Annotated in this window: 24 protein-coding genes; 8 read left to right on the top strand and 16 right to left on the bottom strand. The window is 67.4% G+C overall.

From position 1 onward, the window contains the following. Positions 1 to 10: 10 nt before the first annotated feature. From ABIB28_RS08425 to hisN, 7 genes are all read right to left on the bottom strand, one after another. Positions 11 to 895 (bottom strand): aldose 1-epimerase family protein, encoded by an 885-nt coding sequence (locus tag ABIB28_RS08425; protein WP_354287759.1) that lies wholly within the window; start codon positions 893 to 895, stop codon positions 11 to 13. Positions 896 to 1,045: 150 nt separating this feature from the next. Further along, positions 1,046 to 3,409 (bottom strand): phenylalanine--tRNA ligase subunit beta, encoded by a 2,364-nt coding sequence (gene pheT / locus ABIB28_RS08420; protein ID WP_354287758.1) that lies wholly within the window; start codon positions 3,407 to 3,409, stop codon positions 1,046 to 1,048. Beyond that, a complete protein-coding gene (gene pheS, locus ABIB28_RS08415; RefSeq protein ID WP_502958223.1) occupies positions 3,406 to 4,491 on the bottom strand; it encodes a phenylalanine--tRNA ligase subunit alpha in 1,086 nt (361 codons plus the stop codon). Before pheS ends, pheT begins: the two co-directional genes overlap by 4 nt. Then, a complete protein-coding gene (locus ABIB28_RS08410; protein WP_272482934.1) occupies positions 4,469 to 4,822 on the bottom strand; it encodes a GIY-YIG nuclease family protein in 354 nt (117 codons plus the stop codon). Before ABIB28_RS08410 ends, pheS begins: the two co-directional genes overlap by 23 nt. Before the next feature lie 185 nt (positions 4,823 to 5,007). Beyond that, on the bottom strand, positions 5,008 to 5,373 hold the full coding sequence (rplT, locus tag ABIB28_RS08405; RefSeq protein ID WP_010184217.1) for a 50S ribosomal protein L20: 366 nt from the start codon (positions 5,371 to 5,373) through the stop codon (positions 5,008 to 5,010). A gap of 17 nt (positions 5,374 to 5,390) precedes the next feature. Beyond that, the gene (gene rpmI, locus ABIB28_RS08400; RefSeq protein ID WP_010184218.1) at positions 5,391 to 5,594 is read right to left on the bottom strand and encodes a 50S ribosomal protein L35; all 204 of its coding nucleotides are present in this window, start codon (positions 5,592 to 5,594) and stop codon (positions 5,391 to 5,393) included. Between the two features lie 334 nt (positions 5,595 to 5,928). After that, on the bottom strand, positions 5,929 to 6,711 hold the full coding sequence (gene hisN / locus ABIB28_RS08395; RefSeq protein WP_354287752.1) for a histidinol-phosphatase: 783 nt from the start codon (positions 6,709 to 6,711) through the stop codon (positions 5,929 to 5,931). Between the two features lie 163 nt (positions 6,712 to 6,874). Here hisN and ABIB28_RS08390 point away from each other — a divergent pair, with 163 nt between their 5' ends. The 5 genes from ABIB28_RS08390 (at position 6,875) to ung (ending at position 11,067) form a co-directional block, all read left to right on the top strand. Next, complete coding sequence (locus tag ABIB28_RS08390; RefSeq protein ID WP_354287750.1) at positions 6,875 to 7,879, top strand: GGDEF domain-containing protein; 1,005 nt, start codon at positions 6,875 to 6,877, stop codon at positions 7,877 to 7,879. A gap of 383 nt (positions 7,880 to 8,262) precedes the next feature. Beyond that, entirely contained in the window at positions 8,263 to 9,732 is a 1,470-nt protein-coding gene (locus ABIB28_RS08385; protein ID WP_354287748.1) for a S41 family peptidase, read from the top strand. Between the two features lie 198 nt (positions 9,733 to 9,930). Next, positions 9,931 to 10,059: a hypothetical protein gene (locus tag ABIB28_RS08380; RefSeq protein ID WP_268249508.1), complete on the top strand. Its 129-nt coding sequence runs from the start codon at positions 9,931 to 9,933 to the stop codon at positions 10,057 to 10,059. A 2-nt stretch (positions 10,060 to 10,061) separates the two neighbouring features. Beyond that, complete coding sequence (locus ABIB28_RS08375) at positions 10,062 to 10,364, top strand: alkylphosphonate utilization protein (RefSeq protein WP_229839393.1); 303 nt, start codon at positions 10,062 to 10,064, stop codon at positions 10,362 to 10,364. A 10-nt stretch (positions 10,365 to 10,374) separates the two neighbouring features. Further along, complete coding sequence (ung, locus tag ABIB28_RS08370) at positions 10,375 to 11,067, top strand: uracil-DNA glycosylase (protein WP_189676571.1); 693 nt, start codon at positions 10,375 to 10,377, stop codon at positions 11,065 to 11,067. On the opposite strand, the gene ABIB28_RS08365 is transcribed toward ung, so the two are convergent. Genes ABIB28_RS08365 through ABIB28_RS08350 form a run of 4 tightly spaced genes read right to left on the bottom strand, consistent with a single transcriptional unit; the run spans position 11,064 to position 15,628 of the window. After that, a complete protein-coding gene (locus ABIB28_RS08365) occupies positions 11,064 to 12,080 on the bottom strand; it encodes a DNA polymerase III subunit delta (protein WP_133191106.1) in 1,017 nt (338 codons plus the stop codon). The two genes, ung and ABIB28_RS08365, sit on opposite strands and share 4 nt — an antisense overlap. A 21-nt stretch (positions 12,081 to 12,101) precedes the next feature. Next, a complete protein-coding gene (gene lptE / locus ABIB28_RS08360; protein ID WP_354287744.1) occupies positions 12,102 to 12,605 on the bottom strand; it encodes an LPS assembly lipoprotein LptE in 504 nt (167 codons plus the stop codon). Then, complete coding sequence (gene leuS, locus ABIB28_RS08355) at positions 12,602 to 15,154, bottom strand: leucine--tRNA ligase (protein ID WP_354287742.1); 2,553 nt, start codon at positions 15,152 to 15,154, stop codon at positions 12,602 to 12,604. The genes lptE and leuS overlap by 4 nt, the downstream gene beginning before the upstream one ends. 12 nt (positions 15,155 to 15,166) lie before the next feature. Beyond that, on the bottom strand, positions 15,167 to 15,628 hold the full coding sequence (locus ABIB28_RS08350; protein WP_133191112.1) for a DUF3576 domain-containing protein: 462 nt from the start codon (positions 15,626 to 15,628) through the stop codon (positions 15,167 to 15,169). 315 nt (positions 15,629 to 15,943) lie between these two features. On the opposite strand from ABIB28_RS08350, the gene ABIB28_RS08345 reads away from it, so the two are divergent. Next, positions 15,944 to 16,609, top strand: a complete 666-nt coding sequence (locus tag ABIB28_RS08345) for a hypothetical protein (protein WP_502958222.1) — start codon at positions 15,944 to 15,946, stop codon at positions 16,607 to 16,609. Between the two features lie 6 nt (positions 16,610 to 16,615). On the opposite strand, the gene ABIB28_RS08340 is transcribed toward ABIB28_RS08345, so the two are convergent. Beyond that, positions 16,616 to 17,062 (bottom strand): thiamine phosphate synthase, encoded by a 447-nt coding sequence (locus ABIB28_RS08340; protein ID WP_354287740.1) that lies wholly within the window; start codon positions 17,060 to 17,062, stop codon positions 16,616 to 16,618. A gap of 76 nt (positions 17,063 to 17,138) precedes the next feature. On the opposite strand from ABIB28_RS08340, the gene ABIB28_RS08335 reads away from it, so the two are divergent. Next, positions 17,139 to 17,819: a YggS family pyridoxal phosphate-dependent enzyme gene (locus ABIB28_RS08335; protein ID WP_354287738.1), complete on the top strand. Its 681-nt coding sequence runs from the start codon at positions 17,139 to 17,141 to the stop codon at positions 17,817 to 17,819. Further along, on the top strand, positions 17,816 to 18,478 hold the full coding sequence (locus ABIB28_RS08330; RefSeq protein WP_354287736.1) for an HAD family hydrolase: 663 nt from the start codon (positions 17,816 to 17,818) through the stop codon (positions 18,476 to 18,478). Before ABIB28_RS08335 ends, ABIB28_RS08330 begins: the two co-directional genes overlap by 4 nt. Here the strand turns inward: ABIB28_RS08330 and ribA are convergent. The 4 genes from ribA to ABIB28_RS08310 form a co-directional block, all read right to left on the bottom strand. Continuing rightward, positions 18,475 to 19,551, bottom strand: coding sequence for a GTP cyclohydrolase II (ribA, locus tag ABIB28_RS08325; RefSeq protein ID WP_133191120.1), 1,077 nt, complete (start codon positions 19,549 to 19,551; stop codon positions 18,475 to 18,477). The genes ABIB28_RS08330 and ribA overlap by 4 nt on opposite strands. After that, positions 19,548 to 20,342: an exodeoxyribonuclease III gene (locus ABIB28_RS08320; protein ID WP_354287733.1), complete on the bottom strand. Its 795-nt coding sequence runs from the start codon at positions 20,340 to 20,342 to the stop codon at positions 19,548 to 19,550. Before ABIB28_RS08320 ends, ribA begins: the two co-directional genes overlap by 4 nt. Before the next feature lie 224 nt (positions 20,343 to 20,566). Continuing rightward, complete coding sequence (locus ABIB28_RS08315) at positions 20,567 to 21,178, bottom strand: LolA family protein (protein ID WP_133191124.1); 612 nt, start codon at positions 21,176 to 21,178, stop codon at positions 20,567 to 20,569. 79 nt (positions 21,179 to 21,257) lie between these two features. Continuing rightward, positions 21,258 to 23,570 carry an FtsK/SpoIIIE family DNA translocase gene (locus ABIB28_RS08310; protein ID WP_354287731.1) on the bottom strand — a complete coding sequence of 771 codons (2,313 nt, stop codon included), beginning with the start codon at positions 23,568 to 23,570 and terminating at the stop codon, positions 21,258 to 21,260. Positions 23,571 to 23,610 lie beyond the last annotated feature (40 nt).

Raw genomic sequence — 23,610 nt, 5'->3', positions numbered from 1 at the left:
CGATAGCGCTTTACGGCTCCAGCGTCACGTGCATCGCGATGGTCTTCGTTTCGCCGGGTGCGAGCGCAAACACGCCGGGCTTGGCGGTGAAATCGCCGGTGAAGCCCGCGGGGTCGGCGATGCCGTGCCACGGCTCGATGCAGACGTACGCCGCGCCGGGCTTGGTCCAGATGCCGAGCATCGGCGTATCGGGGAAATCGACGCGCAGCTGCGGGCCGGTCTCGGCGCCATAGCGCACGCTCTGCGACCGCACCGCGTCCCAGATCAGCGCGTCCTGCTCGAACAGGGCATCGCGCAGCGCGAGCCTGCCCCCCTCGAGCGGCGTGGGCCGCTGCTGCGCGACGATCAGCCCGCCGGGGGTGAGCGCACGCAGCGCCTCGGGCTCATCGGCGGCGAAGACGATGCGGTGGTCGGCGCGCGGCGCGCCATACGGCAGCGGCCAGGCGAAGGCTGGGTGGAAGCCGAAGCTTGCCGGCAGCGTGCGCTCGCGCTCGCGATTCTCGATTTCGGCGGTGATCGCGAGCGTGGCGCCCTCGATCGCGTAGGTCAGCCGCAGCGCGAACTTGCGCGGATACACCGCAAGCGTCTCGGCGCTGTCCTCGAGCAGGAACACCGCGCGAGTCGCGCTGTGCTCGACCACCGCGAAGGTGCTGCGGCGAGCGAAACCGTGCTTGCCGAGCGTGTAGCTCTCGCCATCGAGGCGCAGCGTGTCGTCGTTGAGCGCGCCGACGACCGGGAACAGGATCGGCGCATGGCCGGTCCAGAACGCCGGGTTGGCGTCGGTCATCAGTTCGCGGCCCTCGGCGTCGCGCAGATGCGTGAGTTCGGCGCCGTACGGGTTGATCGCGGCGGACAGTTCGGCCGAGCCGATTTCGATCAGGGCAGCTTCAGGCATCGACAGCATCCTCGATGAGACAGGAGATAAACCTCCCACCGTCACCCCGGGCTCGTCCCGGGGTCCACCGTGCCGCGAACGCAGCAGCCCGAAGCACTCGGACGACGGTGGCCCCCGGCACAAGGCCGGGGTGACGGTCGGTAGTCGGAATCAGCCGCGCAAACTTGCCCCCAGCTTCGCCGCCGCGCCAACCACCTTGTCGGCGATCGCCTTGAGATCGGCCTCGGCAAAACTCTTCTCGCCCGGTTGAAGCGTCACTTCGACACCCAGGCTCTTATGCCCCGGCTCGACCCCCGTGCCGGTGAACACGTCGAACAGCCGCGCCGCGACGATGCTCGCCTTGTCCGCACCCTTGACCGCACGCACCAGCGCATCGGCAGCAAGCACCTCAGGCACCAGAAACGCGAAGTCGCGCCGCACCGCCTGCAACGCCGGCGGCGCATAGGCCGCCCGCGCGAAGCCAGTCGACCGCTTCGCCGGAAGCGCATCGAGATACAGCTCGACCGCCGCCACCGGCCCGTCGAGATCGAACGCGCGCAGCGTCAGCGGATGGACCATCCCGAACGCCGCAAGCACCGTCTTCGGCCCGAGCCGGAGCGTGCCCGACTGGCCCGGATGCCACGCTGAGCCCCCATCCCCCATCACCTGCAGATTCTCGACCGGTGCGCCGATCGCGGCGAGCAGCGCGAGCGCCTCGGCCTTGGCATCGAACGCGTCGAACGCCTTCGCCTTGCCCTCCTGCCAGCCGCGCGCGCGATTCTCGCCCGCAAGCACGACACCAAGCGTCGGATGCTCGCCGCCCGCCAAATAGCGGCGCCCGATCTCGAACAGCCGCACGCCCGCCGCACCGCGCTTCATGTTGCGCTCGGCCGCCGAGAACAGGCCGGGTAGCAGCGACGGCCGCATGACCTTCAGTTCCTCGCTGATCGGATTGGCGAGCGTCCAGGCGCCGCCACCGATCGCGCTCGCCTGCGCGTCCGACAGGAAGCTCCACGTCAGCGTCTCGTTGAGCCCGCGCGCGGCGGCAGCGCGGCGCGCGCGGCTTTCGAGGCGCTGCTCGGGCGTGGCGGTCGGCTTTGCGACACCCGCCGCGCGCGGGAGCGGCACGGGGGCGACCGAATCGATGCCCTCGATGCGGATGATTTCCTCGACCAGATCGGCCGGGCCATCGACGTCGCGCCGCGCCGGCGGCGGCAACACGGTCCAGTCGCTCTCGACGGTGAAACCGAGCGCGGTCAGGATCGCGCGCTGGCGATCTTCTGCCACCGCGAGGCCACCGAGCGTTTCCGCGAGCGCCGGATCATAAGCGATCCGCTTGCGCTCGAGCGGCGGCGCACCCGAATAGGTCGGCGCGCTCGCGGCGCCGCCGCACAGATCGAGCACCAGCCGCGTCGCGATCGCCAGCCCCTCCTCGAGGAACGCCGGATCGACGCCCCGCTCGAAGCGCGAGCGCGCGTCGGAGGTCAGCATCAGCGCCTGGCCGTTGCGCGCGATGCTCTCGGGGTCGAAATAGGCGCATTCGATGATGACGTCGGTGGTCTCGGCCGAAACGCCCGAATCCTCGCCGCCCATGATGCCGCCGATGTCGTGGACGTGCGCCGCGTCGGCGATCACCGTCATCGTCTCGGCAAGGCTGTAGGTCTTGCCGTTGAGTGCGACGACCTGCTCGCCCGCTGCCGCCTTGCGCGCGACGAGCCCGCCCGAGAGCTTGGCGCGGTCATAGACGTGGAGCGGCCGCCCGAGATCGAACATCACGTAATTGGTGATGTCGACCAGCGTCGAGATCGGCCGCTGGCCGATCGCGGTGAGGCGGCGACGCATCCACTCGGGCGCCTCGCCATTGGTCAGCCCGCTGACGCTCTGCCCGAAGAAAGCGGGGCAACCCGCTGCATCGTCGGTGCGCACGTCGGGGCCCTCGCCCACGCCCTCGACCGGGGCATAGGCCAACGGCTTGGCCGTCCCCAACCCGGCGACGACCAGATCGAGCGCGATCCCGCGCACGCTCATGCAATCGGGGCGGTTGGGGAGCACGTTGATGTCGATCACCGGATCGTTCAGCCCGGCATAATCGGGATAGGCCATGCCGATCGGCGCATCGGCGGGGAGCTCGATGATGCCGTCATGGTCCTCGCCCAGCTCGAGCTCGCGCGTCGAGCACATCATGCCGTTCGATTCGACCCCACGGATCGCGGTGACCTTCAACACCATGCCGTTCGACGGCACCGTCGCGCCTGACGGGCCGAACACGCCGAGCATCCCGGCGCGCGCGTTAGGTGCACCGCACACGACCTGGAGCGGGCCATCGCCGGCGTCGACCGAGAGCACTTGCAACTTGTCCGCCTGCGGATGCGGCGCGGCGCTGAGCACCTTGGCCACCTTGAACGCGACAAGCGTGGCACCCGGATTCTCGACGCCTTCGACCTCGAGGCCGATGCGCGTCAGCGTCTCGACGATCGTGTCGAGCGATGCGTCGGTGTCGATATGCTGCTTGAGCCAGTCGAGGGTGACCTTCATGCGCCGACTCCCTGGCTCAGCGTGGGCACGTCGAGTGCCGAGAAACCATAATGCTTCAACCAGCGCGCATCGCCCTCGAAGAACGGCCGCAGATCGTCCATCCCGTATTTGAGCATCGCCAGCCGATCGACCCCGACCCCGAAGGCGAAGCCCTGCCACTCCTTGGGATCGAGCCCGCACGCTTCGATCACCTTGGGATGCACCATCCCGCTGCCGAGCAGCTCCATCCAGCCTTCCGAACCGCCGAGCGTACGGCGGCCCTTGACCGTGGTGTACCCGACATCGACTTCGGCCGACGGCTCGGTGAACGGGAAGTAGCTCGGGCGCAGGCGGAGCACGATGTCGTCGCGCTCGAAAAACGCCTTGAGGAAGGTCTCGAGCGTCCATTTGAGATGGCCGAGCGTGATCCCCTTGTCGATCACCAGCCCCTCGATCTGGTGGAACATCGGCGTGTGCGTCGCGTCCCAGTCCGAGCGATAGACGCGGCCCGGCGCGATGATCCGAATCGGCGGTTCCTGCGACATCATCGTGCGGATCTGCACCGGCGAGGTATGCGTGCGCAGCACCTTGGCCTCTTCGCCCTCACCCGCCTGCAGGTAGAAAGTGTCGTGCATCGCGCGCGCGGGATGGCTCTCGGGCATGTTGAGCGCGGTGAAATTGTGCCACTGGTCCTCGATCTCGGGCCCGGTCGCGACCGCGAAGCCCAAATCGGCGAAGATCTCGGCGAGCTCGTCCATCACCTGGCTGACCGGATGGACCGAACCGTGCGGCGCGACGTCGGCGGGGAGCGTCATGTCGAGCGTTTCGCTGGCGAGCCGCGCGTCGAGCTCGGCGCGGTCGAGCGCAGCCTTGCGCGTCGTGATCGCGGTCGTGACCGCCTCGCTCAGGCCCTGGATGCGCGGCCCCTGCACCTGCCGCTCGTCGGGCGACATGCCGCCTAACGTCTTGAGCAGCGCGGTCACGCTGCCCTGCTTGCCGAGCAGTCCGACGCGCATGGCTTCGAGTTCGGTCGTATTCGCTTGGCCGATCGCCGGCAGCGAGGCTTCGATAGAGGCGAGGTCAGCCAAGAGTTTCTCCGTCATTCCCGCGCAGGCGGGAATCCATTAGCGCGACCGTGGCCGGCAGGCCCAGTCCGATCGCAAGGTCCGTCCAGTCGGGATTGTCCTGCTCGATTAGATTGAGCTTCCAGTCCCGATTCCACTTCTTGAGCTGCTTCTCGCGCGAGATCGCCGCTTCCATCGTATCGGCCATCTCGAAATGGACCAGCCGGACGACGCCGTAGCGGGAGGTGAAGCCCTTGATCAACCCTGCGCGGTGTTGCTGCAGCCGGCCGATCAGGTTGGAGGTAACGCCGATGTACAGCGTGCCGCACCGGCCGCTGGCCATGATGTAGACGCACGGCTGCTTTTCCACGTCCCGCTCCCCCATTTCCGTCATTCCCGCGAAGGCGGGGACCCATTGCCGCAACGATAGCACGTTTGCGCTGGCGCTCGACCTTATGGATCCCCGCCTGCGCGGGGATGACGGCTAAAGGAGGCCAAAAAGAAAGGGCGCCGGTGTTGCCACCGACGCCCCGATCTGTCTCGCAGCAGGTCGCCTCAGGCGGCCTGGGGCAGAGCCGCCTTTGCCTGCGCGATGATGACGCTAAACGCGGCAGCCTCGTGCATCGCCAGATCGGCGAGGACCTTGCGGTCGAGTTCGACGCCGGCGAGCTTCAGGCCGTGCATGAACACGCCGTAAGTGAGGCCCTCGACGCGGACAGCCGCGTTGATGCGCTGGATCCAGAGCGCACGGAAGTTGCGCTTCTTAACCTTGCGATCGCGATAAGCGTACTGGCCGGCCTTTTCGACCGCCTGACGGGCGATACGGATCGTGTTCTTGCGACGGCCATAATAGCCCTTCGCCAGATTGAGGATCCGCTTGTGCTTTGCGTGGGTGGTTACACCCCGTTTTACGCGTGCCATTCTCTAATTCCTTCCGCTCAGCCGAGACCGTAAGGCGCCCACGCCTTGACGGTTGCCGTATCGGCCTTGGACAGCAGCTTGGTGCCGCGGTTCTGACGGATGTACTTGCTGTTGTGGCTCATCAGTCGGTGACGCTTGCCGGCGACGCCGTGCTTCAGCAGGCCGGTTGCGGTGAGCTTGAAGCGCTTCTTGACGCCGCTCTTCGTCTTGAGTTTGGGCATTTTCGTCCTTTCCAAATATGCGACGATCTATGAACGGCCACGGCAGCCCATACCGGCCGGGCAGTTCCTCTTACTCGCAGGAGGGGCGGCGCTTAAGCGAGAGTCGCGCAAAACGCAAGGCGGCAATGCGCCCGCGCTGTCCTACAAGCCGCGAATCTGCTATGCGGGACGGGCTCTTTGACATCGTCCAAGTCGGATCACCCGGCGCGACACGCCCGGCCCCGATGCGGACGCTCACGCCCCTCACAGATCAGCACAAAATTCGAAACGATCCCCCCGTTCGAATTCCGCCCAGGGGTCAATCGAGTCAACCACCCCTCGGTTCGTCGCAACCTCAATGCCCGCGGCAGGCGAGCGCCTCGAGAATCTCCTCGATCCGCGCCGGATCGCCCGCCGCGACGACCTCGCCGACCGAATCGGCGGTGAGCGGGTTGCCCTGCCAGTCGCACATCCGCCCGCCCGCACCCTCGACCACCGGCACCAAGGCGGCGAAATCGTGCAGCTTCAGCTGCGCCTCGACCACCACGTCGAGCCAGCCGCTCGCGACGCAGCCATAGTTATAGCAATCGCCGCCGAGCACGGTGCTCATCACCGCGCCGTCGAGATGCTCGAAGGCATGGAGCTGCGAATCGTCGAACAAAGCGGGCGAAGTCGTCGCGAGCAACGCCTTGCCGAGATCGGCGCAGCGCCGCGTCGCGGCGGGCTTGCCGTTGAACAGCGTCGGCTTGCCCATCACGCCGGTCCAGCGTTCGCGCAGGATCGGCTGGTCGATCACCCCCATCATCGGCCAGCCCTCGATCACCAGCGCGATCAGCGTCCCGAAGATCGGCCGCCCGGAAATGAACGCGCGCGTCCCGTCGATCGGGTCGAGCACCCAGGCGCGCCCACTCGTGCCCTCCTTGGTGCCATATTCCTCGCCGATGATGGCATCGGCGGGAAAAGCGCGCTCGATCAGCGCCCGCATCGCCGCCTCGGCGGCGCGGTCGGCGAGCGTCACGGGCGAGGCATCGTCCTTCGCCTCGAGCCCGTGATCGGCACGGTAATAGGGTCGGATCGCCGCGCCCGCCGCATCGGCAAGGGCAGCAGCAAGGGCGAGATCGGTGTCGGTGACGCGCATCCGCATTTGCCTAAAGCGGCTGGCGGGGTTTCGCCAGCCATCACGTCGCTGACGCCCCGCGTTTCTGTGCGAACGGCCAGTCACCCAATTTTAGCAGTTGGCGTGTAGAAAGGCAGGACTGGCCACCGCGTGTGGCACATGATGCTGAGGGGCTTTGACAGCGATGGGTCTAGCGAGGAGCACACGGCTCGTTGCAGCCGAAGATCGTGCTGCGCAGGTCTTCGATTGCGTCCGTGCGTTCCTGACGCTGCACCGCCTGAGCGCCGACCCGGCGCATTACGCGTTCGCACACGAGGTGGTGTGCAATCCCACCGGCGTGCTCGCCCAGTCGGTCGGGACGATGACCGAGGGCGGGATCCGCTTGTCGACGCGCGACATCGAGACGCTTGGCGGCGGCCACGCCGAATCGTCGAACGATCCCGCTCCGTCCGACGGACTCGTCGCGCAGACCCAGATGCAGGTCGAGGGCTTCACCGACATGGTCCGCTCGATGCGCGCCGAGACCGCCGATTTCGGACGCGATCTCGCCGCGAGCGCAACGGCGATGCAGGGCAGCGCGAACAGCGACGACTTGGTTCGGCTGACCGCGGTGATGCTCGATCGCGTGCGATCGGCCGAAGCGCGCTTGCAGGCGGCGACGTCCGAGGCCGACCAATTGCGCGAGAAGCTTGAGGAAGCGCGCGGCGACGCCCGCCGCGACCCGCTGACCGGACTTCCCAACCGCCGCGCGTTCGAAGAGGCGTTTGCCGAGCACATGGCGCGCGGCACCCGGCTGTGCCTCGCGGTGTGCGACGTCGATCGCTTCAAGCGCGTCAACGATCAGTTCGGCCATTCGGTCGGCGACCGCGTGCTCAAGGCGATCGCCGAGGCGTTGAGCACGGCCTGCGACGGCCATTTCGTCGCACGCTACGGCGGCGAGGAATTCGTGATCCTGTTCTCGAACGTCGATCTCGCAACGGCCCACACGACGCTCGAATCGGCGCGACTCACCGTCGATGCCAAACGCTACCGATTGCGCGAGACCGACACGCCGCTTGGCGCGGTCACCTTCTCCGCCGGGCTGTCGCCGGCCGACGTCGGAGAGCCGCTCGGCGCCGTATTCGGGCGCGCCGACAAGCTGCTCTACGCGGCAAAGGACGGCGGCCGGAATCAAGTCCGCCTAGCATAGCAATATAGGCCGATCTTTGGCGCAAATTCCGACGCGACCTTCCGAAACCTTGCGAAGCGCTACGCTATAAGGTTGTTTTTTATGCTTTTATTGATCTGGCACGGCGCATGCAAAGGTCTTGGCATCGACGCTTCGGATGGTCCGGAGCGCCAGATTGCAAAGGGACCTCCATCATGACCGACCGTTTCGAATCGCTCCAACGCGTCGCCGTCTCGCTCGTCGCCGCATTCATGCTCACCGCCCTTCTGGCCTCGACCGCCGTGTCGCTCGCCCCGATCGCCTGATCGGGAGCGGGCAACCGCGTGTCTTTCGACGCCCTCGCATTTTCGGACTGACAAGGTCGATACAGGCCCTTAAGCTGCTCTTCTTTGGGGGAGTTGTTGATGACGAAGCGGCGCAGCGTGACCCACTGTCTGGCGCTTGCCGCCTTGCTCTCGGCCTGCAGTGGTGGCGGTGGCGGCGGAGGCGGGTCGACCTCGAGCCCGACCGCATCGACTCCCGCGCCGACACCCACCCCGACCCCAACCACCGTCGCGGGCTGTTCGCTGCGCGACCGCCAGGATTGGGCGGCAGCCCAGCTGCGCGAATGGTATCTGTTCCCCGATACGCTGCCCGCCGTGCTCGACCCGACGCCGTATGCGACGGTCAGCGACTATGTCGACGCGCTGACGGCAACGGCGCGGGCGCAGCGCAAGGACCGCTATTTCACGTACCTCACCTCGATCGCGAGTGAGACCGCGTTTTACGACAGCGGCGCGAGCGCCGGCTTCGGCTTCCGTCTGGCGATCGATTCGACCGCGCGGCGCGCGTTCAGCGCGGAAACCTTCGAGGGCACCCCCGCGCTCGCCGCCGGAATCGATCGCGGAACCGAGATCCTTGCGATCGGTACGACAACGGCGGATCTCCGCACGGTCGATTCGATCATCGCCACGCAAGGGAGCGCGGGGGTAAGCGATGCGCTCGGCCCCAACACCGCCGGAACGACGCGGCTGCTCCGGATCAACGACGCCGGCGGGACGCGCACTGTGACGCTCAGCAAGACCGATTTCGCGCTCACGCCGGTCTCGAGCCGCTACGGCGCGCAGATCATCAACGATGGCGGCCGCCAGGTCGGCTATATCAACCTGCGGACCTTCATCTCGACAGCCGACCCCGCGCTGCGGGCGGCCTTCGCGTCGTTCCGCACCGCCGGGATCACCAACGTCATCATCGATCTGCGCTACAATGGCGGCGGACTGGTCTCGATCGCCGAGTTGATGAGCAATCTGCTCGGCGCGAACCGCGCGACGTCGGACGTGATCGACTACATGACCTTCCGGCCCGAGAAGTCCGCGAACAACACGACCGCGTTCTTCGCGCCGCAGCCGCAATCGATCACGCCGACCAAAATCGCGTTTATCGGGACGGCGGGCACCGCCTCGGCGAGCGAGCTCGTCCTCGCGGCGCAGATTCCGTATCTGCGCGCCAATGTCGGGCTGATCGGCACCAACACTTATGGCAAGCCCGTCGGGCAGATCGCGCTCGACCGCCCGCAATGCGACGATCGGCTCCGCGTCATCGCCTTCGCACTGCAAAATGCCAACCGCCAGGGCGCCTATTATGATGGCGTGCGCAGCATCGTCGAGGCCAGCTGCCAGGCAAATGATGACATCACCCATCAAATGGGGAGCCCGCTCGAAAGCTCGACGCGCGCCGCGCTCGATTATCTCGCCGGGCGCAGCTGCACCCCGATCACCGCTGCCGCGACGAGCAGCGTCGCGGCGCGCTCGTTCCGCGCCGATACCGCCGCGCTCGAACTGATGACGCCCGACCATCCCGACTCCGGGCAGCGCCAGGTCCCGGGGTCGTACTGAGCGATTGTTGGGGAGTGCCGGACGCAAAGGCGACCAGCGTCCGGCCGCAGGGTAACGGGCGCCCGCCACACAAGGCGCCGCGATCCGTCCTCGATCGTGGCGCACGCGATCAACCCGCGCGTGTCCGAATTGATGCGGGTCCCCCCGCGCTTTGGCGCTAGGGTTGGGCGGGGCCTTTCGCCCCGGTCAGGAACCGTCATGGCGAAGAGCCAGAAGAAATCGAACAAGGAAGTGCGCAAGCCCAAGGCCGAGAAAGCGCCCAAGGCCAATGCCTCGAACCCGACCAGCAAGGGCCAGCCTGTCCCGATGGTCACGATCAAGAGCTGAACATGAGCGACACCGACAGCTATATCTATGACGAAGCCAGCGGCGAATGGGTCGCCGCGGCCGACGCGCCAGCCGCCGCGGCAGACGATACCGTCGTCGTCCGCGATTCGGTCGGCAACGTGCTCGCGGACGGCGATCAGGTCACGCTGATCAAAGATCTCACCGTCAAGGGCGCCGGGCAGACGCTCAAGCGCGGCACGCTGATCAAGGCGATCCGGCTGACCGGAGACGCGCAGGAAATCGATTGTCGTTACGAGGGTATCAAGGGCCTCGTGCTGCGCGCCGAGTTCGTCCGCAAGCGCTGACGGGACGACGATGCAGCCGTTGCCTCCGCGCTGGCGCGACGCGTTGGCGGGCGACGTCGCGCAGCCGTACATGCAGGCGCTCGATGCCTTCCTCGATGCCGAGCAGGCAGCGGGAACCGAGATCTTCCCGGCCCGCGCCGATTGGTTTCGCGCGCTCGAACTGACGCCGCCCGAAGCGGTGCGCGTCGTGATCCTCGGGCAGGATCCGTATCATGGGCCGGGCCAGGCACACGGATTGAGCTTCTCGGTCCCGAACGGCGTACGAATCCCGCCGAGTCTCCGCAACATCTACAAGGAGCTCGACGCCGATCTCGGCATCGCACCTGCCCCGCACGGCCTGCTCGACGGATGGGCAGCGCAGGGCGTGTTGTTGCTCAACGCGGTGCTGACGGTGCGGATGGGCGCCGCTGCCTCGCACCAGAAGCGCGGCTGGGAGCGGTTTACCGACGCAGTGATCCGCGTGGTGGCGGCGTCGCCCGATCCCACCGTGTTCGTGCTGTGGGGCGCGCACGCGCAGAAGAAGGCGGCGTTCGTTCAGGACGTGACGCAGGGTGGCCGGCACCTCGTGCTCAAGGCGGCGCATCCCTCGCCTTTGTCGGCTTATACCGGCTTTTTCGGCAGCCGTCCTTTCTCCGCCGCCAACGCGTTTCTCACCGCGCACGGACGCGGCACGATCGACTGGGCGTTGCCGCCGGGCGCTTAACCGCGCTGCCGCGCCGCCATCCGCGCAACGCCGAGCATCGCTGCGTCCGACAGGACGGTTCCCGCATTGGACGGCGCCATCGTCGCGCGTTCGGCGCGGCGGACGCGGTCGATCGCGTCGCTGATCTTGGGTGCCGACCAGATCCGCAGCGCCGCCGCGGTCGCCGCGCGTTCGCGGAAGAAGACGCGTTCGATCACGCTGTTGATGTTCGCGCCATTGTCGATCTCGGCGCGCAGTTCGGCGAGACTCATCAGGCGGCGCACGAGCTGTCGCAGCAACGGGATCGGCGAGACGCCCGCGACCGCGAGCCGCGCCAGTTCCTCGCCGAGCACGTCGGGCCCGCCGCCGATCGCCGCATCGATCGCGCGCGACATTTCCGAATCACCGAGATCCGCGCCGATCGCATCGAGCGCGGCATCGTCGAGCTCGCGTGGCCGCTCGGGCGCGGCGTCGAGATAGAGCGCGATCTTCTCGAGCTCGCGCGTCATTACCGCGCGGTCGCCCGCCGCGGCGAGCGCGATTCGCGCCGCCGTCCCGCCCATCGTGCGCAGGCCCTGTTCGCGCGCGATGCTCGTCGCGATCTTGTCGGCCTCGCCGCCCTCGGGGACGTAGAACACGCACGACATTGCGCGCGGGTCGCCCGTCGCAAGCTTGACCAGCGCTGATGTCGCCTTGGCGCTGGGCGCGAGCAGGACGACGGGATTGCCCGCGCGCTCGGCCGAGAGCAGCAAGGTCGCCGCCGCAACGCTTTCCTCGCCCGCGCCCGCGACGCGGATGTGGCGGGCGGTGCCGAACAGCGACATCGACGCGGCTTCGTCGGCAAGCCGCCCGGGATTGGCCTTGAGCAGAGCGGGCTCGAGATCGACACGCTCGGCATCGGGCCCGAGCGCGCGCGCGACACGCGCCGCTATGTCGCGCGCGCCCGCTTCATCGGGGCCGTAGAGCACGTAAAGCCGGATGTCGGGGTTGCCGCTGTCGATCGCGCGCGTCAGCTGGCTGAGATTGGCTTTCACGACGCCCGCCCGCGGGGCATGTCAGCGCGGCTCGGGCGCGGTACGCTGCACATAGGTTGCGACACGCGCGACGATCTGGTTGGCAACGATCTGCGACAGCCGCTCGAGCGCAGTGTCTTCGGCCGCGATCGTCGCATATTCCGAATTGACCGCGTCGATGCCGGCGTCCGACCCGGCGGTCGCGTCGAGCAGCACCGACCCGTTCGACAGGTCGACCAGCTGATAGCGCGCGCGCAGCGTCCGGCGCTCTCGCGAAATGCTGTTGTCGCGATTGACGCCGAGCCCGGTGATCTGATCGTCGAGCTTGATCTCGAGCCGGTAGCGCGGGGTCGCCTGCGCGTGGAGCCGATCGCGCAGCGCGTTGGTCATCAGCCAGCCCGACTTGCCTTCGATCGGACCGACCTCGATCTGCGTCAGCCCGCCCGCGACCACGCCAGAGCCGCCGCCCGAGTAGAGCGGATGCAGCCCGCAGCCCGCCAGCGCGAGCGCGGCGAACGGGACGAGGAGGGCAAGCCGCCGCATCATGCGACGATGTTCACGAGACGATCGGGCACGACGATGACCTTCCGAGGGGCTTTGCCTTCGAGGATGCGGACGATCTTGTCCGACGCGAGCGCCGCGGCCTCGACCGCATCGCTCGGATGGCCCTTGGGCAGCGTGAGCGTGTCACGCAGCTTGCCATTGACCTGCACCGCGATGGTGACTTCGTCCTCGACCAGCAGCGCCGCATCGACCGCGGGCCACGGCGCGTCGGCGATCAGGCCTTCGTTCCCGGCGGCGGCCCAGGCCTCTTCGGCGAGATGCGGCGTCATCGGCGCGACGAGCCGCATCAGCGTGGCGATTGCGGTGTCTCGCGAGCCTGAGGGCTCGGCGCGTTCGATCGCGGCGGTGAGCTCGTACAATTTGGCGACCGCCTTGTTGAAGCTCAGCGCCTCGATATCGAGCGCGATGCCGGCGATGCTCTGGTGCAGCTTGCGGTCGAGCGCGGCGCTTTTGGCACCACCCTCCCCGGCACGCTCGCCGTCGAACAGCCGCCACAGCCGCTGGATGAAGCGCCACGAGCCTTCGATCCCGCTCTCGCTCCACGGCAGATCGCGCTCGGGGGGTGAATCGGAGAGCATGAACCAGCGCGTCGCGTCGGCACCATACTGATCGACGATGCCGGTCGGGTCGACGGTGTTCTTCTTCGACTTCGACATCTTCTCGACGCGGCCGACGGTGACCGTCTCGCCGGTCGCTTTCTCGGTCCAGCCATCACCGTTGCGGACGATATCGTCGAGCGACAGCCATAGCGGCTTGGTGATGCTGTCGACGCCGTCGCTGCCGAGCTCGGTGATCTGGCGGCTATAGGTCTCGTGCGTCACCATGCCCTGCGTGAACAGGCCGGCGAAGGGTTCGGCCACGTCGAGCAGCCCGATATGCTTCAGCGCACGCGTCCAGAAGCGCGCATAGAGCAGATGCAGGATCGCATGCTCGACCCCGCCGATATATTGCGCGACCGGCAGCCACTTTTCCGCAACGGCGCGGTCGAACGGCTGGTCCTTGGGCTGGCTGGCGAAGCGGATGAAGTACCACGACGAATCGACGAAGGTGTCGAGCGTATCGGTCTCGCGCCGCGCCTCACCACCGCATGACGGGCAAGCGACATGCTTCCACGTCGGATGGCGGTCGAGCGGGTTGCCGGGGATGTCGAACGACACGTCCTCGGGCAGCACGACGGGGAGTTGATCCTTGGGCACCGCCACTGCGCCGCACGCGTCGCAATGGATGATCGGGATCGGCGTGCCCCAATAGCGCTGACGGCTGACGCCCCAGTCGCGCAGGCGGAACACGGTCGAGCCGGTGCCCCAACCCTCGCCCTCGGCGCGCTGGATGACCACGCGCTTGGCGTCCTCGACGTCCATGCCGTCGAGGAAGTGCGAGTTGACGAGCGTTCCCGGGCCAGTCGCGGCTTCGGTGCCCTCGAACGCCGGGTCGGTCACGTCGCCGTCGGAGACGACGCGGCGTACCGGAAGATCGTATTTCCGCGCGAAATCGAGATCGCGCTGGTCGTGCGCGGGGACGCCGAACACCGCGCCGGTGCCATATTCCATCAGCACGAAGTTCGCGATGTAGACCGGCAGCTGCCACGCGGGGTCGAACGGATGCGCCGCGGTGAGGCCGGTGTCGAAGCCCAGCTTCTCCTGCGTGTCGAGCTCGGCCGCGGTGGTGCCGCCGCGCTTGCACACAGCGATGAACTCGGCGGCGGCGGGGTTCTCGGCCGCCAGCGCCTGCGCGATCGGGTGATCGGCAGCGACCGCGACGAAGCTCGACCCGAAGATCGTGTCGGGGCGCGTGGTGAACACCTCGACCGCGCCGCCGTCGGACAGCTTGAACCGGAACTGCAGCCCCTGGCTGCGCCCGATCCAATTCTCCTGCATCAATTTGACCTTGTCGGGCCAATGCTCGAGCCCGTCGAGGCCTTCGAGCAATTCGTCGGCAAAATCGGTGATCTTGAGGAACCACTGCGACAGCTTGCGCCGCTCGACCAGCGCGCCCGAGCGCCAGCCGCGCCCATCGATGACCTGCTCGTTGGCGAGCACGGTCATGTCGACCGGATCCCAATTGACCGAGCTTTCCTTGCGATAGACGAGCCCGGCCGCGAACAGATCGAGGAACAGCGCCTGCTCGTGCCCGTAATAGTCGGGCTCGCAGGTCGCGAGCTCGCGGCTCCAATCGAGCGCGAAGCCCAGCCGCTTCAGCTGCGCCTTCATCGTCGCGATATTGTCGCGCGTCCAGCCGCCGGGATGGACGCCCTTCTCCATCGCGGCATTCTCGGCAGGCATGCCGAACGCGTCCCACCCCATCGGGTGGAGCACTTCCATACCGGTCATCCGCCGATAGCGCGCGAGCACATCGCCCATCGTATAGTTGCGGACATGCCCCATGTGGATCTTCCCCGACGGATAGGGGAACATCTCGAGCACGTAGGAACGCGGCTTGGTCGAGCTATCGTCCGCGGCGAAGGTGGCGCGGTCGTCCCACACCTTCTGCCAAGCCGCGTCCGCCTTCAGCGCATTGAAGCGTGACGCCATAAGAGTGCTGCCTCAGCCCGCGACGGCGGCGCGACGCAGGTCACGCGCCTTGGTCAGGATGATGTCTTCGAGCTTCTGGACGGTTGCCGCCTGGACCGGGGCCGCAACCCACTGGCCGCCCTGGTTGACCTGGCGAAGCGCTGCAACGCGCAGGCCGTCGGCGCGCAGATCCTGGTCGAGGATCGTCACCGTCACCTTGACGCGCTCCGACGGCGCCGCCGGGTTGATGTACCAGTCGGTCACGATCACGCCGCCGTTCGAATCGGTCTGCAGCAGCGGCATGAAGCTCAGCGTGTCGAGGCTCGCGCGCCAGAGATACGCATTGACGCCGATCGTCGTCACCTTCGACGCGGCGAGATCGGCGTTGACCGGGCGGCCACCCTTTTGGCCGCACGCGCCGAGCGACAGCGTTGCGGCAAGCGCGCATGAAACCACGAAAAGGGTGCGGGGCGCGGTGCCTGAGCGGCGGATCATCGGCGGTTCCTGAGCAAAACGGAGACTTGGGAGTGGCGGTATCTATAGAATGTTGCGCGTTCGCCGCAAGCAACACCTCCGGCGGCTCCTTCGACGATTGGGCAAGGTCGAGCGGGGCATCGCGCAATGTGTGTCCTTCGTGACACTCTTCAGGGAAATTGCGCCATTACGGTGGTGCGACGGAATTGATTCGTGATAGGCGCGTTGTCAGATAAGCGATGCCGAATTGAGGCTCGCACAAAGGGGTCGCACGTGTTGTCTGTTCGTTGGTTGTCCGGGATTGCTGTGGGGTCGCTCGTCGCCCTCGGCTGTGCCGTGGCTCCGGCACTCGGCGCAAGCGAATCGCCAGCGGCACGCTTTGCCGCCAAGCGGCCCGTGTTCGTGCGTGGCATCGGTTCGTTCACTCCGGCGTCTGCAGATCCCCGGCTCGCTGCGATCTTCGCGCGCGGTGGTCTCGATACCAGCGGCTTCCGCTTCACCCCGTCCGATGCACGCGGCGAAGGCGCCCGTCCCGTGACGGTTGCGATTCGCGCCCGCTCGGCGCGCGGCATCGCCGTGGTCGATCGTACTGCGCCGGTTGCGGCCTCGACCACCAGCCTGACGCCGATCGCCTACAATCTCGGCGTCGCCGTCGGCTGGAAGCGCTTCGCCGTCTCGGGCGACGTCTCGAAGGTCGACCTCGCCGGTCTGCCCGGTGGTCGCGAGGCCGCCGATCTCGGCGTGAGCTATACCGGCAACCGCTTCACCGGCCGCGTCAAGGCAGCGACCGATCGTCCGCTCGCCGGCGCGCCCAAGTTGATCGAGGACGCCCCGGCCTATTCGATCGACGTCGGCGGCTCGTATGCGCTGACGCGGCGGATCGATGTCACTGCCGGCGTCCGCTACAAGGCCGAGCGGGATCGTTTGATCGAACAGCCTGCCGCCGATGCGACTCGTCGCGACAGCCAGGCCGTCTATGTCGGGACCGCGTTCCGCTTCTGACGCGACTCAGGGCGTCAGCCCGTCGATCGCCGCCCAGCCGACAAACCCCAGCGCCTCCATCCGCTTGAACCGCGCGCGCGTCATGCCGCCCAGCGCGATTGCCGGACATCCCGCTGCACGCGCGATCGCCGCGGCGCGCAACGGCCCAAGCGCGCGCGCGCCGGGATGCGTTCGCGTCGGATAGACCGGCGAGACCAGCACCGCGGCGGCACCGGCGCGGCGTGCGGCGATCGCCTCGCGAAGCGAATGCGCCGGGTGCAGCGCGCGGCGTTGCGCGGCGCCGCCGCCCTCGACCAGCACGAGCGCCCGCTGCCGTGCGATCTGCGCGACGCGGGCGAACAGCGCGGCGCGCTCGGCGGGCGCAGTGGCGAAATGCCGGAACACCACCCCGCTTCCCTTCGGAAGCGCGGCGAGCGCGGGCCATAGCGCCGCGCCCATCCGCTCGTCGGTCATCAGCCACAGCGCCGGCGTGGGACGATTGCGGCATATGGGGTGACGCAGGGGCATAGTCGCGCCTATAGCGCCGCCAATGTCCACCGACGACCCCACCGCCGCCCCTGCCGCTGCGCTCGCCGCCGTCCAGGCTAAGATCGCCCATGCCGCCGCGCTTGCCGACCGCAAACCCGAGTCGGTCACGCTGATCGCCGTCTCAAAGACCAAGCCCGCCGAAGCGATCGAGCCCTTGCTCATCGCCGGCCAGCGCGCGTTCGGCGAGAATCGCGTGCAGGAAGCGCAGGCCAAATGGCCCGCGCTGCGTGATGCCTATTCGGGTGTCGCGCTCCATCTCGTCGGGCAGCTGCAATCGAACAAGGCCGAGGATGCCGTCGGCTTGTTCGATGTGATCCATTCGGTCGACCGCCTTTCGCTCGTCACCGCGCTCGGCCGCGCGATGGACAAGCGCGACCGCCGGCCCGACTGCTTCCTTCAGGTCGACATTGGCGACGAGCCGCAAAAGGGCGGCTGTCCGATCGCGGACCTCCCCGCCTTGCTCGCTGAAGCGCGTGCCGCGGCATTGCCGATCCTCGGGCTGATGGCGGTCCCACCGCTCGAAACCGAGGCCGCCCCCTATTTCGCGCTGCTCGCCAAGATCGCGCGCGACCACGGTCTCGATGCGCTCAGCATGGGAATGTCGGGCGATTACGAAACCGCGGTGATGCTTGGCGCGACGCATGTCCGCGTCGGCACCGCTCTGTTTGGAAGCCGCGCATGACCTTCGATGCGATCATCTTCGATTTCGACGGCGTGCTGATCGAAAGCGAAGCGGTCGGCAACCGCCAGATCGCCGATTATCTGACGCGCATCGGCCATCCGACGACGGCGGCCGATTCGTTCGCCAATTTCATGGGCCTGTCGGGCCCGTCGTTCATCGGCGCGGTCGAGCGCTGGATCGGGCGCACGCTTCCCGACGATTTCCACACCGCACGCCGCGCCGAGGACGATCGCGTGATGCGCGAGGGGATCGACGCGGTCGAAGGGGCGGTGCAGTTCATTCTCGACTTGCCGCCCACGCAGCCCAAGGCGATTGCCTCGTCGAGCTCGACCGCATGGATCGCGCGGCATCTCGAGCATATCGGCCTGCGGGATGCATTCGGCGACCGCTTGTTCTCGGGCAAGGAACATGTCGTCAACGGCAAGCCTGCACCCGACATCTATCTTCACGCCGCAGCAGCACTCGGCGTCGACATCGCGCGCTGCGTGATCGTCGAGGATTCGCCCGTCGGGGCGACCGGCGCGGTCGCCTCGGGGGCGCATGTCATCGGCTTCGTCGGCGGCACGCATTGCGGGCCCGACCATGCCGACAAGCTGCGCGCGATCGGGGTGCACGACGTGGCGGGCGACTTCGCGACGATCCGGCGCCTTATCGCCTAGAACTGATGCCCCGTCCGGTCGCGCTTGGTCGCGAGATAGCGCTCGTTGTGCGGGTTGGCCGGGAGGAAATGCGGCACGCGCTCGACCACGCGGATCCCTGCGCCCTCGAGTTGTGCGACCTTCTGCGGATTGTTGGTCAGCAGCCGTACCGAGGTCTGCCCGAGCAATGCGAGCATCCGCGCCGCCACGGCGAAATTGCGCGAATCGACCGCGAAGCCGAGCCGCGTATTGGCGTCGACCGTGTCGAACCCCTGATCCTGCAGCGCATAGGCGCGCAGTTTGTTGATCAGCCCGATCCCGCGTCCTTCCTGGCGCAGGTAGAGCACGATCCCCCATCCGCTCACGGCAATCGCGTCGATCGCAGCGTGGAGTTGTGGCCCGCAGTCGCATTTGAGGCTGCCGAGCATGTCGCCGGTCAAACACTCGCTGTGCAGCCGCACGAGCGGCGGGCGGCCGTCGGGCTTGCCGATCAGCAGCGCGATATGCTCGCCGGGCATTTCCGGCGTCCGGAACGCGACGATCTCGGCATCTTCGGCGCCGACGACGGGGAGATGCGCGCGCGTCGCGATGGTGAGCCGCGCGGCGTCCTCATGCGCGTCGATATCGCCCGGTGTCAGCACCAGCGCGGCCGATTCGCCCGCGCGCGCAAAGAATGCCGGCAGCACGCCGCCGATCCGCGCGAGGCGTAGCGCAGCGGCCCCTGCTTCGGTCTCGGCGAGGTGGATCGCGCGGAACGGTCCCTTCATCGGCGTGTCGAGATCGAATTGCGGATCGGCAAGCGCGGTCGCCATCGCAAAGTCGATCCACGGCACGCGCTCGACCAGCACCGGCGCATCGGGTGCTGCTGCCTCGAGCTGGTTGGCGAGCTTGAGCGTCGCCGAGCGGCCAGCCGAAAGCAAAAGCGGCGCGCTTGCGTCCGGATCGAACGCGGCAAGCCGCGGCGGATCAGCGGTCTCGATCGGCAGCAGCGCGAGCGTGCCGTCGGCACCCGCGATCGCGACCGGCCAGCCGCGCCGCAACGCATCGATTGCGAGCGCGGTCTTGTGCGCGTCGCCAGGAATGGAAGCGCTCATATCGCGAACTCGGTCATGATCGGCACATGGTCGGAGGGTTTGAGCCAACTGCGGCATTCCTCATAGACATGGTGCCGCGTCGCCTTGGCCGCAACATCGGCGGTCGCCCACATATGGTCGAGCCGCCGGCCGCGATCATTGACCGTCCAGTCAACCGAGCGATAGCTCCACCACGTGTGCAGTCGCGCAGGCGCCGGGAAGAAATGCCGCCCGAGATCGACCCAGCTGTTCGACGCCTTGAGCCGGTCGATCGCCGCGACCTCGATCGGCGTATGGCTGACGGTCTTGAGCAATTGCTTATGGCTCCACACGTCGGATTCGAGCGGCGCGATGTTGAGATCGCCGACGAGCACCGTCGGCACGGTCAGCCCCTGCGACCACTGCGTCATCCGCTCGAGAAAATCGAGCTTCTGGCCGAATTTGGGGTTCACCGCGCGATCGGGCACGTCGCCGCCGGCGGGCACATAGACATTCTCGATCCGCAGCCCCGATTCGAGCCGCACGCCGACATGGCGTGCTTCCTGATTGGCTTGCCAGTCGAAGCGGTCATCCTCGACGAGCGGGACCTTCGACACGATCGCGACGCCGTGGTGCATCTTCTGCCCATGGAGCACGATGTGGGTGTAGCCGAGCGCACGGAAGCTCTCGGTCGGGAAATCCTGATCGACCACCTTGGTTTCCTGCAGGCAGAGGATGTCGGGGGCCATCTCGCGCAGGAATTGTTCGACGATGTCGAGGCGGAAGCGGACCGAATTGATGTTCCACGATACGATCTTGAGCGGTGTCGTCATGCGAGCGCTGTAGCCATCGCAAGGGCCCCGCGCCACCCGCCGCTACCGGACATGGAAAGGCCCTCGCTCCGGGGGCATGGAGCGAGGGCCGACCTAGCGTTCGTCACGCAGGCGGGAAGCAAGGGTCCGGGCAACAGGGGGAAAAATCCCGGTAGCACCTCGCATCCGCAAAACCGCATTACCGCTGCAAACCTGTCGCCAATATGAACCGATCCTAGCGCAGGTTATTTTCTGCCCGACGCTGGCGTCGGATCGCGCCATTGGAACGCCGAGTTGCTGACGGGCGCGTTGAAGCGCTGGTTCGACAGCCGAATCGTCGTGCGGTTGTTCTGCGAATCGAGCGCGACCCAGCCCTGCAGCATCAGCCCGCCCGGCGCGGTCGCATTGCGCACGAACACCAGGCTGATCCGGCCATATTCGGGATGCTTGGGGTCGGCGGCATCGACCGCGACGGTCTCGGGATTGCCGGTCGGCACCACGCTCGCGATCCCGCGCATGTCACGCGACGGATCGAGCAGGATGCCGAGCGGCGACCCGCCGATCGGCCAGCGCTGCTTCTGGCCGACCGAGTAATCGAGAAACCAGAGCGACTTGCCGTCGCCGACGATGAGGATCGGCACGCCCTTCTCATATTGGAAACGGATCTTGCCGGGCTTCTTGAGCGTCAGCACGCCGGTCAGCACCTTTCCGCCGCGATCGGTCTGCGTGAACGATGCGGTCATGCTCTCGACCGACTGGAGATGCTTTTGCACCAGCGACAGGTCGGCGACGGGCGCGGCCGAGACAAGCGCCGGCGCGGCGAGCGCGGCAAGAAGCGTTGGGTAACGAAGGGACACGAATATTCTCCTGACGCCGCCGCTTAAGCCCGAGGCGGCTTGAACCCGCTCTGAACCGAAGCCGGCACGCCCGGTTCCCTCACACCGGGTTCCCGTCGCGGTCGCGCAGCACTTCGCGGCGCCCGACATGGTCGGGGCGACCGACGATGCCGTCCTTCTCCATCCGCTCGATCAGCCGCGCCGCGCTGTTGTAGCCGACGCGCAGCTGGCGCTGCAGCCATGAGGTCGACGCCTTCTGGCTTTCGACGACGAGCTGGATCGCGGTGCGATATTGCTGGTCCTCGGCGGTATCCTCGCCGGTCGGCGCGCCGTCCATCGCGAAGCCGTCCTCGGGCTCCTCGGTGATCGCCTGGTTGTAATCGGGCTGCCCCTGCGCGCGCCAGTGATCGGTGACGGCGCGCACTTCGTCGTCCGACACGAACGGCCCGTGGACGCGGACGATGCCCTTGCCGCCGGGCATGTAGAGCATGTCGCCCTTGCCGAGCAGCTGCTCGGCGCCCTGTTCGCCCAGAATCGTGCGCGAATCGATCTTGCTGGTCACGTGGAAGCTGATTCGCGTCGGCAGGTTCGCCTTGATCACGCCGGTGATGACGTCGACCGACGGACGCTGTGTCGCCATGATCAGATGGATGCCTGCCGCGCGCGCCTTCTGCGCGAGCCGCTGGATCAGGAATTCGACTTCCTTGCCCGCGGTCATCATCAGATCGGCGAGCTCGTCGATGATCACGACGATCTGCGGCAGCACCTGATAGTCGAGCGTCTCTTCCTCGTAGATCGGCGCGCCGGTGCCGGGCTCGTATCCGGTTTGCACCTTGCGGCCGAGCGGCTGGCCCTTGGCCTTGGCCGCGCGAACCTTGTCGTTGAAGCTCGCCAGCGACCGCACGCCGAGCGAGGACATCTGGCGATAGCGGTCCTCCATCTGCTCGACGGTCCATTTCAGCGCGCGCACCGCCTTCGACGGATCGGTCACGACCGGCGCGTAGAGATGCGGGATGTCCTCGTACATGCTCAATTCGAGCATCTTGGGATCGATCATGATCATCCGGCACTCTTCGGGCTTGAGCCGATAGAGCAGCGACAGAATCATGCAGTTGAGCCCGACCGACTTGCCCGAGCCGGTGGTGCCCGCGACGAGCAGATGCGGCATCGGCGCGAGATCGGCGATGACGGGATCGCCCGCGATATTCTTGCCGAGCACCAGCGACAGCGAGCCCGGCTGGTCGTCGAGCGAATCGATCAGCTCGCGCAGGCCCACCGTCTCGCGCTTGGCGTTCGGGAGCTCGATACCGATCACGGTGCGCCCCGGGATCGTCGCGACGCGTGCCGACACCGCCGACATGTTGCGCGCGATATCGTCGGCGAGCTGGATCACGCGGCTCGCCTTGATGCCGGGTGCGGGCTCGAGCTCGTACATCGTCACGACCGGGCCGGGCCGCACGTTGATGATCGATCCCTTGACGTGGAAGTCGCTCAGCACCGTCTCGAGCAGCCGCGCATTGCGATCGAGCGCGACCTTGTCGACCGGCCCGCCGATCGCGGGCGGCGACGGGTTGAGCAGGTCGAGCGAGGGCAAGGTCGACTTGTCGCCGAAATCCATCGAGGTCTGCTTTGCGCGTGGCTTGGCCAGCGTCACCGGCGTCATCGCGCGGTCGGCGATCACCGGGCCGGGGCGGACATCGGGGCTCGCAAGCGCACGCGGCATCGACAGCTTGCGCGGGGTCGGCTCGGGCGCGAAGACTTCGTCGTCCGTCTCGTCGCCACGGTCGCGCCGCTGATCGGTCAGCCGCTTGGGTTCACGCGCGATCCGCGGCGCACGCTCGCTGACGTCGATCGTGAAGCTGTACGCCCAGAGCGCGAGCCCGGCGAACCCGAGCACCACCGCGATCCCGCGCGTCGTCCACAACACCGCATTGGGATTGGGCAGCAGGCCGATCAACGCGCGCAGCACGTCGGCCAGGCCGAGCCCGACCGCGCCGCCATAACCCGCCGGCAGCACTTGCACCGCCGCCGCCCAGATCAGCGCGAACGCCGTCCCGATCAACGCGACACCGCCAAGCGATGCGCCAAACATCAACCGCCAACGCCCGACCGGGACGCCGCGCCACAGCCGCAGCGCGACCAGCACCGCCGTCGGCAACACCAGCAGGAAGCCGGGTCCCAGCAGCCAGAATGCGCCATCGGCAACGAGCGCACCGGGCTTGCCGAGCCAGTTACGCGCCGCCGCGCCCGAGGCGGTGTTGAGCGACGGGTCGCTCGCATGATAGCTCGCGACCGCGACGACGAGCAAAACGACCAGCACGACGAGCGTGATCGCGGCAAGCAATGCGCCGCTGCGCACGGCGCCGGCCTTGACGGTCTCACGCCATAAGGGTGGCTGCGCGCGGCTCGCCATGATCTCTTGTCCCGATGTTCGCTGTCTGTGCTGCGGATTC

It is taken from the genome of Sphingomonas sp. UYEF23, from assembly GCF_040546165.1.
In the GTDB taxonomy this organism is placed as follows: domain Bacteria; phylum Pseudomonadota; class Alphaproteobacteria; order Sphingomonadales; family Sphingomonadaceae; genus Sphingomonas; species Sphingomonas glacialis.
This window is presented reverse-complemented; position numbering and strand designations above follow the sequence as displayed.